This window comes from Niveispirillum sp. SYP-B3756, assembly GCF_009495745.1.
In the GTDB taxonomy this organism is placed as follows: Bacteria; Pseudomonadota; Alphaproteobacteria; order Azospirillales; family Azospirillaceae; genus Niveispirillum.
This window is the reverse complement of sequence record NZ_WIDQ01000001.1, coordinates 341212-359774: the sequence shown is the minus strand read 5'-3', so window position 1 is coordinate 359774 and position 18563 is coordinate 341212. Positions and strand designations below refer to the sequence as shown.

Below are 18563 nucleotides of genomic sequence, written 5' to 3'. Positions count from 1 at the left end.
TCGCTCACCCGTCCGCGACGACAACATTGGTTCAAGAAGTAGTCACAGAACCGTTGATGCGGAAGGGGCAAACTACCCCCGTGCCCGCAACCCGGCGGCAAGCGTGGCGACCAGCTCTTCCATCAACAGATTGGGATCGGTGCCGGAGACACGGGCGAGGTTGCCCGACACAATGCCCTCGCACAGGCCATTCACGGAGGCCCAGATGGTGGTGGCCGCGCGTTCCAGCCGCGCCTCGTCCCCATCGGGGATCAGCGGCGCGATGGCGGCCTCCACCCCGCGCCGGAGTCGGGCCACTTTTTCCAAAAACCAGTCGGGGGCCGGCTCATCCGTCGTCGGGGGGCGGTTATCGATCAGGGCCAGATACAGGTTCAAATGGGTAGAGGCAAAGGCCAGATAGGCACGCGCCTGGGCCAGCAGGCGCTGTTCGGGACTGGCCTGGGGGCCACCGGCCGCCGCATCCGCCACCCCCACCGCCACGGCCAGCCGTTCCAGCAGCTCTGCGTTCAGATGCAGCTTTACCGTGTCCAGATTGGGGTAGAGGTTATACAGCGTACCGACAGAACAGCCGACGGAGAGTGCCAGTTGCCGTGCCGTCAGGGCACCCAGACCATGGTCGGCAACCAGCCGCCTTGCCTCCTGCAGCACAACCTGGGCAAGTTCGGCACGCGGCTGACGGCTCATGTGATTTTTTCCTGAAAATCCTGGACCTTCTGGGAAACGATCTTATCTGTACTGCGTGACGCTGGCAGCAAGGATTAAAGAAAATTGTCGTCGCGCTGACCGTGCTACAGACAGAAGGCAGACACCGCAGAGCTGCATATTGAAGCCACGCGAACCCTGACGTAAAACCCAACGCGGAATTTTACGCTACTGCACCCGGCCCGGCATTCGAGAAAAATGCCGGGCGCATCGACCGGAACTCCCAATGGCCCCCTACGATCAAGCCCCGAGCGAGCGCTATTCCTTCCTCTTCGGCGCCAACGGCACCTTCATCGCGGAACTGTACGCCCGGTATCAGCAGGACCCTAACAGCATCGATGCCAGCTGGCAGCGCTTCTTCGCCGAACTGGGCGATGAAGGCCAGGCCATCCTGGCAGAGCTGAACGGTGCCTCCTGGGCGAAGAATACCGCCAAGGTGATCGGCGCCGCCGACCCGGATGCGCCCGTTGCCAAGTCGGGCAAGGGTGATGCGAAGGGTGACAAGGCTGCCGCCGCGCCGGCCCCGGCCGCTGCCGCGGGCGTCGCCCCGGCCCAGGTGCGTCAGGCCCAGTTGGACAGCATCCGCGCCCTGATGCTGATCCGCAATTACCGCGTCCGTGGCCATCTGCTGGCCAAGCTGGACCCGCTGGGCATGGACAAGCGCGCCGAGCACGCGGAGCTGGATTACCGCCATCACGGCTTTACCGATGCCGACCTGGACCGCCCCATCTTCATCAACAATGTGTTGGGGATGGAAACGGCGACGCTGCGCCAGATCGTGGATGCGCTGCACAGCACCTATTGTGGCCATATCGGCGTGGAGTTCATGCATATCCAGGATCCGGAGCAGAAGGCCTGGATTCAGGAACGCATTGAAGGCATCCGCAACCAGACGGATTTCACGACCCTGGGCAAGAAGGCCATTCTGCAGCGCCTGACGGCGGCGGAAGGGTTCGAGAAGTTCCTGCAGCTCAAATATACCGGCACCAAGCGTTTCGGCCTGGAAGGTGGTGAGGTGCTGGTACCCGCCATCGAACAGGTGATGAAGCGCGGCGGCCAGTTGGGCCTGAAGGAAATCGTGCTGGGCATGGCCCATCGCGGCCGCCTGAACGTGCTGACCAACGTGCTGGGCAAGCCGTTCAAGGCCGTGTTCAGCGAATTCCAGGGCAACCCGGCCAACCCGGAAGATGTGCAGGGTTCCGGCGACGTGAAGTACCATATGGGGACTTCCAGCGACCGTGACTTTGATGGCAACACCATCCACCTGTCGCTGTCGCCCAACCCGTCGCATCTGGAAGTGGTGAACCCGGTTGTCTGCGGCCGCGTGCGCGCCAAGCAGTGCCAGATTTCCGGCCAGGTGCCGCCGGCTGACGAAAGCCGCAACCAGGTTCTGGGCGTGCTGCTGCATGGCGATGCCGCCTTTGCCGGCCAGGGCCTGGTGCCCGAGACGCTGCTGCTGTCCGAACTGAAGGGCTACCGCACCGGCGGTATCATCCATTTCATCATCAACAACCAGATCGGCTTCACCACCGCCCCGCAGTACAGCCGTTCCGGCCCGTACCCGACGGAAGTGGCCAAGTCGATCCAGGCCCCGATCTTCCATGTCAATGGTGACGATCCGGAAGCCGTCATCCATGTCAGCCGCATCGCCATCGAATTCCGTCAGAAGTTCCTGAAGGATGTCGTGGTCGACGTGGTCTGCTATCGCCGCCAGGGCCATAATGAAGGCGACGAGCCGGCATTCACCCAGCCGCTGATGTACAAGACCATCGCCAAGCAGGAGACGACGCGCCAGCTCTATGCCAAGCAGCTGGTCGCCGAGGGTGTGGTCAGCCAGGAAGAATCCGACGGCATGGTCAGTGAATTCATGGGCCATATGGACCAGGAATTCCAGGCCAGCACCTCCTTCAAGCCCAACAAGGCCGACTGGCTGGAAGGCAAGTGGTCGGGCCTGAGCGCTGCCGGTGCCCAATATAGCCGTGGCACCACCGCCGTGCCGGTGGATGTGCTGAAGGAAGTGGGGCTGGCCATTTCCCACACGCCGGACGGCTTCAACGCCAATTCCAAGGTCGCCCGCCAGTTGAAGGCCAAGCAGCAGGCGATTGAGACCGGCGAAGGCATTGACTGGGCCACCGGCGAAGCCCTGGCCTTTGGCACGCTGGCCGTGGAAGGCAACCCGGTCCGCCTGTCGGGCCAGGATGTCGGCCGTGGCACCTTCTCCCAGCGCCATTGCGTGCTGACCGATCAGGTGAACGAGGAGAAGTATGTCGCGCTGAACCATATCCGTCCGGGCAAGCAGGCGACGTTTGAGGTGCATGACAGCCCGCTGTCCGAAGCCGCCGTGCTGGGCTTCGAATATGGTTTCTCGCTGGCCGAACCGCACGCGCTGACCATCTGGGAAGCCCAGTTCGGTGACTTCGTGAACGGCGCGCAGGTCATCATCGACCAGTTCATCAGCTCGGCCGAATCGAAGTGGCTGCGCATGTCCGGTCTGGTCATGCTGCTGCCGCACGGCATGGAAGGCCAGGGTCCGGAACACAGCTCCGCCCGTCTGGAACGCTTCCTGCAGAACTCGGCGGAAGATAACTGGCAGGTCTGCAACATCACGACCCCGGCCAATTACTTCCACGCCTTGCGCCGTCAGTTGCGCCGCGATTTCCGCAAGCCGCTGATCGTGATGTCGCCGAAGTCGCTGCTGCGTCACAAGCTGTGCGTCTCCCCGCTGTCTGACTTCACCGGTGACAGCACCTTCCACCGCGTGCTGCGCGATGCCGCCCCGGATCTGGTGGCGGGCGAACAGGTTCGCCGCGTCGTGCTCTGCTCCGGCAAGGTCTATTACGACCTGTTCCAGGAACGTGAAGCACGCGGCATCAAGGATGTGGCCATCGTCCGTCTGGAACAGCTCTATCCCTTCCCGCATGAGGCGCTGGCGGTGGAACTGGGCAAGTATCCCAACGCCGATGTGGTCTGGTGCCAGGAAGAGTCGGAAAACCAGGGTGCCTGGAACTTCGCCGACCGTCGCATCGAAAAGGTGCTGACGGCCATCGGGCACAAGGCCGGTCGTCCGAAATATGCCGGTCGTCAGGAATCGGCGGCCCCGGCCACCGGTCTGCTGCGCCGTCATAACCAGGAGCAGGCAAAGCTTCTGAACGACGCGCTGTCGGTCTGATCGATCCCAATCAACCTATCCAACATATTTTCACGGCAAACGACAAAGGTCCGCAGTCATGGCGACGGAAATCAAGGTGCCGACCCTCGGCGAATCGGTGACGGAAGCAACCGTCGCCCGCTGGCTGAAGAAGGTCGGCGAGACGGTTCAGGTGGATGAGGCGCTGGTTGAACTGGAAACCGACAAGGTTACCCTGGAAGTCAACGCCGCCGCCGCTGGTACCCTGACGGAGATCGTGGCCGGTGAAGGCGCCAACGTCGCCGTTGGCGCCCTGCTGGGCACCATCAGCGCGGGCGGTGCCGCCGCCGCGCCGAAGCCGGCTGCCGCCGCTGCTCCGGCACCGGCCCCGGTCGCCGCTCAGGCCCCGGTTGCGGCCCCCGCCGCCGCCGGCGTGATGCCGGCCGCCCGCAAGGTGGCCGAGGATAACGGCGTCGACCCGACCACGCTTGCCGGCACCGGCAAGGATGGCCGCGTCACCAAGGGCGACGTGATCCAGCATCTGGAAACCCCGAAGGCTGCCCCGGCTCCGGCCCCGGCACCCAAGGCCGCCGCCCCGTCCGGCCCGCGCAGCAAGGCCGACCTGGAAGAGCGCGTGCGCATGAGCCGCCTGCGCCAGCGCATTGCCGAGCGTCTGAAGGAAGCGCAGGACACCGCCGCCATGCTGACCACCTTCAACGAGGTGGACATGACGAACGTGATCGCCATGCGCAACCAGTTGAAGGACGCGTTCGAGAAGAAGCACGGCGTGAAACTGGGCTTCATGTCCTTCTTCGTGAAGGCCTGTCTGGTGGCCCTGAAGGAGCTGCCGGCGGTCAATGCAGAGATCGACGGCACCGATCTGGTCTACAAGAACTATTACGACATCGGTGTCGCCGTCGGCACGCCGCAGGGTCTGGTGGTTCCGGTGGTCCGCGATGCCGACAAGCTGTCCTTCGCCGGCGTGGAAAAGACCATTGGCGAGCTGGGCAGGAAGGCCCGTGACGGCAAGCTGTCGATGGAAGACCTGTCGGGCGGCACCTTCACCATCTCCAACGGTGGTGTCTATGGCTCGCTGATGTCCACGCCGATCCTGAATACCCCGCAGTCGGGTATCCTGGGGATGCACAAGACCATGGACCGCGCCGTTGTCATCAATGGCAAGGTCGAAGTGCGCCCGATGATGTATCTGGCGCTGTCCTACGATCACCGCATCATCGATGGCCGCGAGGCTGTGACCTTCCTGGTGCGTGTCAAGGAATGCATCGAGAATCCGGAACGCATCCTGCTGGATGTCTGATCCGGGCGCTTGGGCGCATTGCTGATCGGGAAAGGGCCGTCCGCAGGGGCGGCCCTTTTCTATTGCTACATGTCTATTGGGATCTGATGTTGCTGGAGCCGGGCCGTTTCAGGCCGCTTCCCCGGCCATCAGGCAGGCATAACATTCATCCCGTTCGGTGCGGTACCCGCCGGGGGTAATGCCGACATGGCGACGGAACATGCCGGTGAAATGGCCCTGGCTGGAAAAGCCGGTGGCCACGGCGATTTCCGCCAAGGGCGTCTCACTTTCCAGCAGCATTTTCTTGGCGGCGTTGATCCGCCTTGCCAGCACATAGCCATGCGGCGCCATGCCGGTGGAGGCCTTGAAACGCCTTGCGAAATGGCTGGGGCTGAGGCCGGTTTGGGCGGCCAGCAACGGCAGGGCCAGCGGCCCGTCCAGATTATCCTCAATGAACAGCACCACCCGGCGTAGCTGCGCGGCCGTCAGGGCCGGGCAGGTGGAATCGCCCAAGGGCGGGCGGGCCAGGATGCTGTCGACGCTGATGGTTTCTTCGGCAAGGCAAGCCGCGATGATGGGTGTCGGTGCAAGCATCGGCTGTCCCTTCGGATCGGGGCCGCCGCCAAAAGGGAAGGGCGGAAGGCCGGGCATGGAGAATGATATGATGGTCCACCCCGACGAAAGCCGGATTTGAACCTGCATCTATCTGGTGGAGAGGGTGCCCGCTTAAAGGGGCACCATCACCCACCATTGCCATGCCCGCTGACTGGGCGCTGTGCGCCCGGTCACGCTTGTTCATTTTATTCCGCCGCCAGCACGCGCGGCAGCTTGAACACCACGTTTTCGGTGGCCGTCACCACCTCTTCCACTGTCACGGTGAAGCGCTCCCGCAGGGCCGTCAGCACCTCATCCACCAGCACTTCCGGGGCAGAGGCGCCGGCGGTGATGCCCAGGGTGCGGATTTTATCCAGCCGGGGCCAGTCGATCTGGGCGGCCCGCTGCACCAGCATGGCCCGCGTGCAGCCATGGCCGCGCGCCACCTCCACCAGCCGGACGGAGTTGGAGGAGTTGGGGGCCCCCAGCACCAGCAGCGCGTCGGCCTTGGGTGCTATTTCCTTCACCGCGGCCTGCCGGTTGGTGGTGGCGTAGCAGATATCCTCCCGCTTCGGCCCGGCAATGTTGGGGAAACGTTCACGCAGGGCGTCGACAATGGCCCCCGTATCATCCACCGACAGGGTGGTCTGGGTGGCAAAGGCCAGGTTTTCCGGGTCGGCCACTATCAGGGTCGCCACATCTTCCACCGTTTCCACCAGATGCACGGCACCGTCCGGCAACTGGCCGATGGTGCCCACCACTTCGGGATGGCCGGCATGGCCGATCAGCACGATGGCGCGACCGCTTTCATGATGGCGCTCCGCCTCCCGATGCACCTTGGAGACCAGGGGGCAGGTGGCATCGACATAGATCATGTTGCGGCGCTGTGCCTCGGCGGGAACAGCCTTGGGTACGCCATGGGCGGAAAAGACGACGGGTCGGTCATCCGGCACCTCGTCCAGCTCCTTCACGAAGACGGCCCCCTTGGCCTCCAGGCTTTCCACCACGAAGCGGTTATGCACGATTTCGTGGCGCACATAGACGGGCGCGCCAAATTTCTGCAGCGCCACCTCCACGATCTGGATGGCCCGGTCCACCCCGGCGCAGAAACCGCGCGGGGCCGCCAGCAGCACATGCAGCGGCGGCAATTGGGGCTGGGCGGCGGCGGTTTCTGGCGCGGTGATCTCGGTCATGATGCTGGGAAATTCCTGACGCTGCGTGTAAGGCGGAATGGTGATCGTCGGTGATGCCATGAAATGGCCCTTCTTGGCGGGCTTGTGCCGTCGAAGGGGGCTCTATATTGTCGCGGTGCCGCGCCGCGGCGGGCTGTCGAAAGCTCGTATCCGGGATGCGCGGCATTTGTCCCGGATGGTGGAAGTGAACGGACGCTTGATGACCAGCCCCTGCACGATGACGACCCAGCCCGACCATAATATAGGTTCGCCGGCCAGGAAAGCCGCCCGCCCCTGGCGCATGGCCGCGTGTGCGGGACTGGCGATGCTTGCCCTGTCCGGCTGTGCCGAAAATGAAGGCTTCAAGGCCGGCTGCCCCAATGTGGGTATCCTGCGCGATGCCGGCACGCTGCGGACCGACCAGGGTGTCGCGGTGCTGTCCGGCATCTTTGCCAACTGCGCCTATGACGATACGCACGTCAATATCGCGGCGAACCTGGATATTTCCGGTCGGGTGAATGAAGGCGGCAGCGCCACCTCGTTGCCCGTCACCTATTTCGTGGCGGTGGTGGACCCCAACCGCAACATCATCACCAAGAAGGATTTCAGCACCACTATCCTGCTGAATGGCGGCACCGGCATGGTGCAGGAGACGCTGGAACAGACGATTCCCGTGCCCAAGACGGTGGATGCCCGCTGGTATGAGGTGCTGGTCGGCTTCCAGATCACCCCGGAACAGGCGGACGCCAACCGGGCGGCCAACGAAGGCCGGTAATTACCGCATTGGGCCTCTTCCCACGCCGCCATTGACAGGCGGCGTGGGTTGTTTAGTTTGTATGCTGCAAAGCCGATCACCCTTTGCGGGAGAGACCGGTGCCCTGGTAACAGGGCCTCGGCGCCGAAGGAGCAACCGCCCCCGGAAACTCTCAGGCAAAAGGACCGCAAGGGGTAGGCGCATCTGGAAAGCAGGCGGGCAGGGGTTCCACCCCAGCCGACAGCCCACCGACGGAGTAAGCTGACAACCACAAGGTTGCAACGAATCTCTCAGGGGCCAGGACAGAGGGGGGCAACCGCCACGGGGACGATCCCCGCGACGGCCGTAACCTGTCCTGAAGGGAGTGTCCCGTCTTGGGTGACACCAGCCTGTTGCGCACGCCGCTTTACGATCTCCATATCGAACTGGGCGCCAAGATGGTGCCGTTCACCGGCTATGACATGCCGGTGCAGTACCCGCTGGGCGTGCTGAAGGAACATCTGCACACGCGAGAGAAGGCGGGGCTGTTCGACGTTTCCCATATGGGCCAGGTGCGCCTGCGCGGGGCCGATATTGATGCGGTGATCAAGGCGCTGGAAGCGCTGGTGCCGGGCGATATCGCAGCCCTGGCACCGGGCCGCATCCGTTACACCATGTTCACCAATGATCAGGCCGGCATTCTGGACGACCTGATGGTGACGCGGTTCGAGGATCACCTCTATGTCGTCATCAATGCCGGCTGCAAGGTGGACGATCTGGCCCATCTGAAGGCGCATCTGCCGGCAGGTATTGAGATCGAGTATCTGGGCGATGATGCCGGCCTGTTGGCGCTGCAGGGCCCGGCGGCGGCCACGGTGATGGCCCGCCTGCTGCCCGAAGCAGCCACCATGGGTTTCATGAGCGCGCGGGCCGCGACCATCCAGGGCATTCCCGTGCAGATCAGCCGGTCTGGCTATACTGGTGAAGATGGGTACGAGATCAGCGTCGGTGCCGCCGATGCCGAGAAACTCGCCCGTCTGTTGCTGGCCGAGCCGGAGGTGGAGGCCATCGGCCTGGGTGCGCGCGATTCGCTGCGCCTGGAAGCCGGCCTGTGCCTGTACGGCCATGATATCGACACCGGCACCAACCCGGTGGAAGCGGCCCTGACCTGGACCATCTCCAAGCGCCGCCGCACGGAAGGCGGCTTCCCCGGTGCCGCCATCGTGCAGGCCCAGTTGGCGGAAGGCCCGGCGCGTAAGCGCGTGGGCATTCAGCCGGAAGGCAAGGCGCCGGCCCGCGAACATACCGAAATCCAGGATCTGGCCGGCAACCGCATCGGGGAAATCACCAGCGGCGGCTTCGGCCCCACCGCCGGCGGTCCCGTCGCCATGGGCTATGTCACGGCGGGTTCCGCCGCTGTGGGCACGCGCGTGCAGTTGATCGTGCGCGGCAAGGCTCTGCCGGCGACTGTCGCCGCTATGCCGTTCGCACCGCATCGTTATTTCAAGGGGTGAGACGGGCCGCGCCTAACCCTACCGTCACCCCGGCGTAGGCCGGGGTCCAGGGGCCAGAGGCGCTTTTCTCTACGAAACTGGACCCCGGCCTTCGCCGGGGTGACGGTGGAGAGAGCAAAGCCGACAATCCCTTTTCACCAACGACACGTCATTCCCCCCCCCAAGACCCGAAAGACCTGACCATGACCATCCGTTTCACCCAGGACCATGAGTGGATCAAGCTCGACGGCGATGTCGCCACCGTCGGCATCACCGATTATGCCCAGCAGGCTTTGGGCGATGTGGTGTTTGTTGAGGTGCCGGAAGCCGGCCGCGAGCTGACCAAGGGCAAGGATGCCGCCGTGGTCGAATCGGTGAAGGCCGCCTCGGAGGTCTATGCCCCGGTCGATGGCACCGTGGTGGAAGGCAATGGGGCCGTGGCCGACGAGCCGTCGCTGGTGAACACCGACCCGGAGGGTGAGGGCTGGTTCTTCAAGATGAAGATCAAGGACATGGCCCAGTTTGAGGCGCTGATGGACGAGGCCGCCTACAAGTCCTTCATCGCGGGGCTGTGATGCGTTACCTGCCGCTGACCGAAACCGACCGCAGCGCCATGCTGGCCACCATCGGGGTGGACAGCGTGGATGCCCTGTTCCGCGACGTGCCCGAACAGGCCCGCCTGAAGGGCCCCATCGCCGGCCTGTCCAACCATATGGGCGAGTTGGCGGTGGAACGCCATTTGTCCCGGCTGGCCGACAAGAACGTCACGGCGTCTGCCGTGCCGTTCTTCATCGGCGGCGGTGCCTATAAGCATCATGTGCCGGCCTCGGTCGACCAGACGCTGCTGCGCGGGGAGTTCCTGACCAGCTATACGCCGTATCAGCCGGAAGTCACCCAGGGCACTTTGCAGTACCTGTTTGAATTCCAGACCCAGGTGGCGCTGCTGACCGGCATGGAGGTGGCCAATGCCTCCATGTATGACGGGGCGACCGGCACGGCGGAAGCCGTGCTGATGGCCGCCCGCATCAACAAGCGCAACAAGGTTATCCTGTCCGGCGGGCTGCACCCGCATTACCGCGAAGTGGTGGAAACCACCTGCGGCGTCATGGGCATGGATATCCGCGCCCAGGCCCCGGACTGGAAGAATGCTGAGGATCTGACGGCCCTGATCGATGGCGAGACCGCTTGCATTGTGGTGCAGACCCCCTCGCTGTTCGGCCATCTGCGCGACTTCACCGCTTTGTGCGACGCCGCCCACGCCAAGGGCGCCTTGGTCATCGTGGTGGTGACGGAGGTGGTGTCGCTGGGCCTGTTGACCCCGCCGGGTGAAATGGGTGCCGATATCGTCGTCTGCGAAGGGCAAAGCATCGGCAATGGGCTGAATTTCGGCGGCCCCTATGTCGGCCTGTTCGCCACCCGCGACAAATATGTGCGCCAGATGCCGGGCCGCCTCTGCGGCCAGACCGCGGATGCCGATGGCAAGCGCGGCTTCGTGCTGACGCTGTCGACCCGCGAGCAGCATATCCGCCGCGAGAAGGCCACGTCGAACATCTGCACCAATTCCGGTCTGTGCGCGCTGGCCTTCACCATTCACCTGTCGCTGCTGGGTGAACAGGGGCTGACTAAGCTGGCCCGGGTCAACCATGCCAATGCCGTGACCCTGGCCGACAAGCTGGAAGCGGTGAAGGGCGTGAAGATCGTCAATGACGGGTTCTTCAACGAATTCACCGTGAAGCTGCCCAAGAAGGCGGCCAAGGTGGTGTCCAAGCTGGCCGAGCGCGGCATCCTGGCCGGCGTGCCGGTCAGCCGCTTCTACCCGGAGATGGACGGTCTGGAAGACCTGCTGCTGGTCGCCAGCACCGAGGTCAACAGCCTGGAAGACATGGACGCGCTGGTGCGCGGCCTGGAGGAGGTTCTCTGATGGCCATGAATAATCAGGGTCGCGACAGCACCCCCCACGCCGTTGCCGTTGCAGACGAGCTTGTCACCTTCACCGGCAACAAGGCGTTGCAGCAGGAAGAAGCGCTGATTTTTGAGCTGGATAATCCCGGCGCAGTTGGCGTGGATCTGGAGGCACCGGTCACCACCAAGACCCGTCTGGATGGGGTGAAGACCCGCGCCAGCGTCGGCCTGCCCTCGCTGGCCGAGCCGGACGTGGTGCGCCATTACACGCGCCTGTCCCAGAAGAACTTTGCCATCGACACGACCATGTATCCGCTGGGCTCGTGCACGATGAAGCATAACCCGCGCCTGAATGAAAAGATGGCGCGGCTGCCGGGCTTCAGCGACATCCACCCGCTCCAGCCGGTGGAAACCGTGCAGGGGGCGCTGGAACTGATCGACCAGTTGGCCCATTGGCTGAAGACGCTGACGGGGATGCCCGCCATCGCCATGTCGCCGGGTGCCGGTGCCCATGGCGAGCTGTGCGGCCTGATGTCGATTCATGCCGCATTGGATGCGCGCGGCGAAAGCCATCGCCGCCGCGTGCTGGTGCCGGAATCGGCCCATGGCACCAACCCGGCCACGGCGGCTTTCTGCGGCTTCACCGTGGATACGATCCCGGCGGAAGAAAATGGCCGCGTCAGTGTGGAGGCCGTGAAGGCCAAGCTGGGCGATGATGTCGCCTGCATCATGCTGACCAATCCCAATACCTGCGGTCTGTTCGAACCGCAGATCCGGGAAATCGCCGATGCCGTTCACGCGGCGGGTGGCTATTTCTATTGCGACGGCGCCAATTACAACGCCATCGTCGGCCGGGTCCGCCCCGCCGATCTGGGCGTGGATGCCATGCATATCAACCTGCACAAGACCTTCTCCACCCCGCATGGTGGTGGCGGTCCGGGTTCCGGCCCGGTGGTCCTGTCCGACGCCCTGGCGCCTTATGCCCCGTTGCCCTTCGTGGTGCATGGCAAGAACGGCTTCGATCTGGTGGAACAGGCGGCCGATGCCAAGGGCGCCAAGCCCTTTGGCCGGCTGAAGGGCTTCCATGGCCAGATGGGCATGTTCGTGCGCGCGCTGGCCTATATCCTCTCCCACGGGGCGGATGGGCTGCGGCAGGTGGCATCCGATGCGGTGCTGAATGCCAATTACCTGCTGGCCAACCTGAAGGATGTCATGTCGGCATCGTTCGACGGCCCCTGTATGCATGAGGCTCTGTTCGATGATCGCTTCCTGAAGGGCACCGGCGTGACGCCGCTGGACTTCGCCAAGGCGATGATCGACGAGGGCTATCACCCCATGACCATGTATTTCCCGCTGGTCGTGCATGGGGCTTTGCTGATCGAGCCGACGGAAACGGAAAGCAAGCAGACGCTGGACCGTTTCATCGCCACCATGCGCCATCTGGCGGAAAAGGCGAAGGCCGGCGATCTGGCCCATTTCCAGGCCAGCCCGCGCCTGACCCCGCGCAAGCGCCTGGACGAAACCCAGGCCGCCCGCAAGCCGGTGCTGCGCTGGGTGAAGCCGGCGACCCCTGCTTCTGCACCGGCGGGTGTGGCGCAGGCAGCGGAGTAATCCTTACCTGCTTGTGCAGGGTATCGATAAAAGGGAGCGGTGTCCAAAACGGACACCGCTCCCTTTTTTGTCGCAAGGCCAAATTTGTAAAATTTACATAAAATTCAATAATTAATTTATTCTTACAAGCCGCTGCTGTGCTTTCTCCCCTGCCCAAAAAGGCATATTGCAGCGCCATACTTTTCTTTTTCGGAACTGGTGGCGGGGGCGGCGAATGAACCAATCGCGGCTTGGCGTTGTTGCTTTTGCCGGCGGCCGGGTTTCCTTCGGGATCGGCGCGCGGCTTGGTCTGGCCTTTGCGGCCATTCTGCTGGCGGTACTGGCCATTATCGCTCAGACCTGGATGGCCTATGGCCGGGTCGAGGTGACCCTGAGCGGGGTGGTGGAGGAGACGCTGCCACGCTTCAAGGTGCTGGACCGGCTGTCACACGCCGCCGACGGGCTGGCGGCGGCGGCGATGCAGGCGGCGGTGGCCGGCAACCCGACCGAGGCACAATCGGCGCGGCAGCGCCTGACCGAGGCGGAAACAGGCCTCAGCGGGGCGCTGCGCGCCGCGCCCGGTGACTTGGGCAACCTGCCGCAGCTGGATGATCTGCACACCATTGCCGGCCGCTTCTCCTCCCAGCTGCAAATCCTTAACGGCACGGTGGATGGGCGCTGGCAGTTGCGGGAAAAGGCGGATCAGGTTTTATCGACCCTGGGTGAGAGGCTGGCGGCCTATGAGACCGGGCCGGCTCTGTCCACCCTGCGTGCGGCGGTGGATGCCGCCACCGGGGCCCGCACGGCGGAAATCCTTACCCTGCTGAGCAATCGTGCGACCGATGCGCTGGCGCAGCTGCCGGCCGATCAGGCCGGGGTGCTGCGCCCGCTGCTGCTGGGTCGGGATGGCTTGTTCGGGCTCTATGGCCGCCTGCTGGCTGCAGACGAGCAGTTGCGCCGCTCTGTCCGGCTGGCGGGGGAAAATGCCGCCAATGTGCGTTCCATCGTGGCCGACATTGCCAGTGGGGTACAGACCCAGGTGCGCGCTCAGGCTGATGATCTGGCGGGACAGATCGGCTTTGCCCGGCAATTGCTGATCGGTTTCGGCCTGCTGGCGCTGGTGATCGCCGTGGTGGCGGGTGTCTATTATGCCGGTTTCCGGGTGGCCGGGCGGATTGCCCGGCTGTCGCGCCGGATGCTGGATCTGGCGGGCGGCAATCTGGATGTCGTCATCGATGCCTCTGGCCGGGATGAGATTACGGAGATGGCCCGCGCCATGCGTACCTTCCGCGCCAATGCCCTGAAGGTGCGGGAGCATGATGCCGCGCTGGAGGCGGAACGGAGCGCGGCGGCAGAGGCGCGGCAAGCAGAGATCGAACGGCTGGCCGCCCGCTTTGAACAATCGGTGGGGGCCATCGTCTCTCGCTTCGCCGCGGCGGCGGGCGACATGAATGACCTGTCGCTGGGCATGGGGCAGGCGGCCGATGCCACGGCGGAGCAGGCCGACGCGGTGGCCCGATCCTCTGAAGCGGCGACCAGCAATGCCCAGACCGTGGCCGCCGCCACCGAACAGCTCTCGCTCTCCATCCAGGAGATCAGCGGCCAGCTGCAGCGCGCCATCGGCATTTCCCGGCAGGCCAATGGGGAGGCGGTGGGCGCTGCCACCATCGTGGAGCGGCTGACCAGTGCGGCGGAGAAGATCGGTGATGTGGTCCGCTTCATCGATGATATCGCCGCCCAAACCAGCCTGCTGGCCCTGAATGCCACCATTGAGGCCGCCCGCGCCGGCGATGCCGGCAAGGGCTTTGCCGTGGTGGCGGGCGAGGTGAAAAGCCTGGCCGGCCAGACGGCGCGGGCGACCGGCGATATCGCGGCGGAGATCGGTGCCATCCGCAAGGTGGTGGCCGATGTCGCCGGTGCCATCCGGCAGGTCGGCGGCACGATTGAGGAACTGACTGTCGTTTCCGGTTCCGTCGCCGCCGCCGTTGAACAGCAGAATGCCGCCACGGCTGAAATCAGCCGCTCCATTGGGGAGGCGGCGGTCGGTGTCGGTCATGTCACCTCCACCATCGGGGAGGTGCGCAGCGCCGCCGTCAGCACCGGCCAGTCGGCCGGGCGGGTGCGCCATGCCGCCGATCAGCTTTCCGGCATGGTGGGGGCCCTGGATCAGGCCGTGGCGGATTTCCTGATACATGTTCGCGCCAGCCAGCAGGTGGCATGATGGGATATCCGAAAGTGCGAAAGGGTACCGGGGTCATGCGGCGTTGGACGCTGGGACTGCTGATAGCCCTGGTGCTGGCCGGACCGGCAGCGGCGGCCCCTTTTCAGCCGTGCGTCGTCTATACCGAGGCGGGGAAGTTCGACAAAAGCTTCAATGAAATGGCCTATGCCGGCGTCACCGCCTTTCAGGCCGGCGGCGGGGCGGCGGTGAAGGAGTTCGAACCGTCCAGCCCCGCTGATTATGTGCCGCGCATGGAAGCGGCGGTGCAGGCCGGCTGCAGCGATATTGTGGTGATCGGCTTCCGGTTCGCCGAGGATCTCGCCACCGTGGCCCCCCGGCACCCGTCGGTGCATTTTTCCATCATTGACGGGGTGGTGGAAGGCACCAATGTGGCTTCCATCCTGTTTGCCGAGAATGAGGGGGCCTATCTGGCCGGGGTGGCGGCCGCACTGGCCAGCCAGACCGGGCATCTGGGCTTCATCGGCGGGATGCCGGTGCCGGTGATCCGCCGTTTCCAGGCGGGCTTCACCCAGGGGGTACGCGACACGCGGCCCGATGCCCGGGTGAGTGTGGCCATGCTGTCCGACAGCCCCAAGGGCTTTGCCGATCCCTTTGCCGGCAGCGAGGCGGCGCGCGACCTGCTGGCCAGCGGGGTGGATGTAGTGTTTCCGGCAGCCGGTGCCTCCGGCCTGGGCGCGCTGGACGCGATGAGTGCGGCCGGAAGGCTGGGCATCGGCGTGGACAGCAACCAGGATTATCTCTATCCCGGTCATATCCTTACTTCCATGGTCAAGCGGCTGGACCGGGCGGTGAAGACCATTTTCGAGACAGGTGCAGCCGGCGGCTTCCGCCCCGGCCTGACCCGGCTGGGGCTGCGCGAAGGTGGGGTGGATGTCACCATCACCCCCTATAACCGCACGCTCTGGACGGCGGATGTCGAGGCGGCGGTGAAGAAGGCGCGGGAGGATATTCTGGCCGGACGGATCAAGGTGGGGGACGAGACGGCTGTCCCGTCCTGAGCCGGCCACCGGATGGCTTTGACCCAGGGGCGGACTTGGGCATATGCTCAACTGTTGAAGGATCAAAGCCCGGACGGTATTTCCGCCTTGAGAATACGCCTTCCCTTGCGCATCCGCCTGTTCGCGCTGGTTGGGTTGCTGATGGGCCTGTCTTTGGGGCCGGCGCGCGTGGCGGCGCAGGATATGGCGCCTGCGGATGCCGTGCGTCCGATCATCATCGCGTCTGATCCCTGGTGCCCCTATGCCTGCGACCCGGCCATCGATGGGCGCGAGGGCTATATGGTGGAACTGGCGCGGGAGATTTTTCAGGAAGCTGGCTATCAGGTGGAATATCGCGTGGTGAATTTCGCCATGCTGAAGCGGATGCTGCATGATGGCAGCGCCACGGCGGTGCCGGGGGCGGCCACGGATTTGGGAGGTGCCCTGTTGCTGCCCGCCCTTGCCCAGGGCAATTCCGCCAATGCGGTGGCCTTGCAGCGGGAAAGGGATTTCACCTACACCAAGCCGGATGATTTCGGCCCCTACCGCGTTGGCGTCATCAAGGATTATGCCTATGGCGGCGATGTGCAGCGTTACATCGACCAGCATCATGCCAATCCGGATAGGGTGCGGGTGCTGAGCGGTTTTGGCTATTCGCAGCTGGTACAGGGGTTGCGCCAGCTTCAGGCCGGTGAACTGGATATGCTACTGGATGACTATAATGTGCTGCGCTGGCAGCTCCGTCGCCTTGCCTTGGGTGATCAGATGCGGGTCGTCTCATTGCGGGATGATGCTGATTTGTTCGTTGGTCTGTCCCGCAGCGATGCCCGCGCCCCGTTTCTAGCCAAGTTACTGGAGGACGGAACGCGGCGGTCGCGGGCGCAGGGGCGGTTTCTTGCCATCCTTGCCCGCTATGGGCTGCATGAACAACCGATGCCCGAACGGTGATTATGGAATGAATGCTGTAAAGACGATGTTGCATGTGGGGTGTGGGCCGAAGATCGGCGCACTCTCTTCCATTTTCCAATCTCTTGGCGGTGATTGGCGGGAAGTCCGCCTTGATATTGATCCAGTGGTACAGCCCGATATCATCGGCTCCATCACCGATATGGGAATGGTGGCTGGGGAGACCATGGATGCGGTCTATTCCTCCCATAATCTTGAACATCTTTACCCGCATGAGGTGCCGCTGGCGCTGGCAGAGTTCTTCCGGGTGCTGAAGCCCGGTGGATTTGTGAATATCGCCACCCCGGACCTGGAACAGGTGGCGCTGCAGCTGTTGAATGGCGGGTTGGAAAGCCCAGCCTATATTTCTCCAGCCGGGCCCATTGCGCCGCTGGATATGCTGTATGGCCTGCGTCCCTCTGTGGCTGCCGGAAATCACTATATGGCGCACCGTACCGGCTTTACCCCCGACAGCCTGCATCAGGCACTGATCAAGGCTGGCTTTGCCACGGTCACGGTGGTCAAGGATCAATGTTTCGCGCTTCATGCCACGGCATGGAAGGCGGGAAACCAGGGCGGGTAAGGGATAGGGCGGGCATGAAAAGCGGCAATGCGGTGCTGTCGGGCTATGGCACCACGATTTTTGAGGTGATGTCGCGGCTGGCCGACCAGCATAAGGCGGTCAATCTGGGCCAGGGCTTCCCCGATGGCAATGGTCCGGCCGATCTGGTGGCCGCTGCTGCGACATATCTGGCGGAAGGCTGGAACCAATATCCGCCCATGCCGGGATTGCCGGTGCTGCGCCAGGCGGTGGCGGCACATAATCAACGTTTCTATGGGCTGGATGTGGATTGGGCCCGCCAGACCCTGGTGACCAGCGGGGCGACGGAGGCACTGGCCGCCTGTCTGTTCGGCCTGCTGGAGCCGGGGGATGAGGTGGTGCTGTTCCAGCCGCTTTATGACAGCTATGTCCCCATCATCCGCCGGGCCGGGGCCGTGCCGCGCTTTGTCAGCCTGCGCGCCCCCGGCTGGGATGTCGATCCGGCAGAACTGCGCGCCGCCTTCGGGCCGCGGACCAAGCTGGTGCTGCTGAACAATCCACAGAACCCCATTGGCAAGGTCTGGCAGGCCGACGAACTGGCCCTGCTGGCCGACCTGGTGCAGGCGCATGATGCCATCGCGCTGTGCGATGAGGTTTATGAACATCTGGTGTTTGATGGCGCCCGGCATCGGCCGCTGATGGCGCTGCCCGGCTTGGCGGAACGCACCTTGCGCATCGGCTCTGCCGGGAAAAGCTTTTCGCTGACCGGCTGGAAGGTGGGCTATGTCACCGGGCCGGCCGATTTGCTGCCGCCGGTGGTGAAGGCGCATCAGTTCCTGACCTTCACCACCCCGCCCAACCTGCAGCACGCGGTGGCGCTGGGGCTGGGCAAGGATGATGCCTATTTCCAGGGGCTGGCCAGTGGGATGCAGGCGGGGCGCGACCGGCTGACAGCGGGCCTGCAAGCGGCGGGCTTTACCGTGCTGCCGGCCGCCGGCACCTATTTCCTCACCGTCGATCTGCGGGCCAGCGGCTTTAACACGCTGGACACGGATTTCTGCCAGCGGCTGACCGTGGAAGCGGGGGTTGCCGCCATCCCGATCAGCGCCTTTTACGAGGTGGATGCCCCGCGCCACCTGATCCGCTTTTGCTATTGCAAGAAGCCGGCAACCTTGGACGAGGCGGTGCGGCGGCTGAAGGCATGGCGCGATCTTGATGAATAACGATTAAATCAACTGCTTACTGAAG

General features: G+C 64.1%; 15 protein-coding genes and 1 riboswitch. Of the genes, 12 read left to right on the top strand and 3 right to left on the bottom strand.

What is annotated here, in order from left to right; all coding sequences use genetic code 11:
* Positions 1-72: 72 nt before the first annotated feature.
* On the bottom strand, positions 73-684 hold the full coding sequence (locus GE253_RS01710; RefSeq protein ID WP_153202391.1) for a TetR-like C-terminal domain-containing protein: 612 nt from the start codon (positions 682-684) through the stop codon (positions 73-75).
* A gap of 244 nt (positions 685-928) precedes the next feature.
* Between GE253_RS01710 and GE253_RS01705 the strand changes: the two genes are divergently transcribed.
* Positions 929-3871 carry a 2-oxoglutarate dehydrogenase E1 component gene (locus GE253_RS01705; protein ID WP_153202390.1) on the top strand — a complete coding sequence of 981 codons (2943 nt, stop codon included), beginning with the start codon at positions 929-931 and terminating at the stop codon, positions 3869-3871.
* A 58-nt stretch (positions 3872-3929) separates the two neighbouring features.
* Positions 3930-5147, top strand: coding sequence for a 2-oxoglutarate dehydrogenase complex dihydrolipoyllysine-residue succinyltransferase (odhB, locus tag GE253_RS01700; RefSeq protein WP_153202389.1), 1218 nt, complete (start codon positions 3930-3932; stop codon positions 5145-5147).
* A 108-nt stretch (positions 5148-5255) separates the two neighbouring features.
* Here the strand turns inward: odhB and GE253_RS01695 are convergent, their stop codons facing one another.
* Both GE253_RS01695 and ispH read right to left on the bottom strand, forming a co-directional pair.
* Positions 5256-5720: an AraC family transcriptional regulator gene (locus GE253_RS01695; protein ID WP_173012443.1), complete on the bottom strand. Its 465-nt coding sequence runs from the start codon at positions 5718-5720 to the stop codon at positions 5256-5258.
* Positions 5721-5926: 206 nt separating this feature from the next.
* A complete protein-coding gene (gene ispH, locus GE253_RS01690; protein ID WP_153202817.1) occupies positions 5927-6913 on the bottom strand; it encodes a 4-hydroxy-3-methylbut-2-enyl diphosphate reductase in 987 nt (328 codons plus the stop codon).
* Positions 6914-7112: 199 nt separating this feature from the next.
* On the opposite strand from ispH, the gene GE253_RS01685 reads away from it, so the two are divergent.
* From GE253_RS01685 to GE253_RS01640, 10 genes are all read left to right on the top strand, one after another.
* A complete protein-coding gene (locus GE253_RS01685; protein WP_153202387.1) occupies positions 7113-7667 on the top strand; it encodes a hypothetical protein in 555 nt (184 codons plus the stop codon).
* A gap of 76 nt (positions 7668-7743) precedes the next feature.
* Positions 7744-7844, top strand: a riboswitch (glycine riboswitch).
* Positions 7845-8020: 176 nt separating this feature from the next.
* Entirely contained in the window at positions 8021-9139 is a 1119-nt protein-coding gene (gcvT, locus tag GE253_RS01680; RefSeq protein ID WP_153202386.1) for a glycine cleavage system aminomethyltransferase GcvT, read from the top strand.
* 182 nt (positions 9140-9321) lie between these two features.
* Entirely contained in the window at positions 9322-9693 is a 372-nt protein-coding gene (gcvH, locus tag GE253_RS01675) for a glycine cleavage system protein GcvH (protein WP_153202385.1), read from the top strand.
* Positions 9693-11039: an aminomethyl-transferring glycine dehydrogenase subunit GcvPA gene (gene gcvPA / locus GE253_RS01670; RefSeq protein ID WP_153202384.1), complete on the top strand. Its 1347-nt coding sequence runs from the start codon at positions 9693-9695 to the stop codon at positions 11037-11039. Before gcvH ends, gcvPA begins: the two co-directional genes overlap by 1 nt.
* Before the next feature lie 5 nt (positions 11040-11044).
* Complete coding sequence (gene gcvPB / locus GE253_RS01665) at positions 11045-12631, top strand: aminomethyl-transferring glycine dehydrogenase subunit GcvPB (RefSeq protein WP_247878469.1); 1587 nt, start codon at positions 11045-11047, stop codon at positions 12629-12631.
* Positions 12632-12845: 214 nt separating this feature from the next.
* Positions 12846-14831, top strand: coding sequence for a methyl-accepting chemotaxis protein (locus GE253_RS01660; RefSeq protein WP_153202382.1), 1986 nt, complete (start codon positions 12846-12848; stop codon positions 14829-14831).
* A 35-nt stretch (positions 14832-14866) separates the two neighbouring features.
* Positions 14867-15850, top strand: coding sequence for a BMP family ABC transporter substrate-binding protein (locus tag GE253_RS01655; protein WP_173012442.1), 984 nt, complete (start codon positions 14867-14869; stop codon positions 15848-15850).
* Positions 15851-15937: 87 nt separating this feature from the next.
* A complete protein-coding gene (locus tag GE253_RS01650; RefSeq protein ID WP_173012441.1) occupies positions 15938-16777 on the top strand; it encodes a transporter substrate-binding domain-containing protein in 840 nt (279 codons plus the stop codon).
* A gap of 7 nt (positions 16778-16784) precedes the next feature.
* On the top strand, positions 16785-17357 hold the full coding sequence (locus GE253_RS01645) for a methyltransferase domain-containing protein (protein WP_211101313.1): 573 nt from the start codon (positions 16785-16787) through the stop codon (positions 17355-17357).
* A 14-nt stretch (positions 17358-17371) separates the two neighbouring features.
* Complete coding sequence (locus tag GE253_RS01640; protein WP_153202378.1) at positions 17372-18538, top strand: aminotransferase; 1167 nt, start codon at positions 17372-17374, stop codon at positions 18536-18538.
* The last annotated feature ends 25 nt before the right edge of the window (positions 18539-18563 follow it).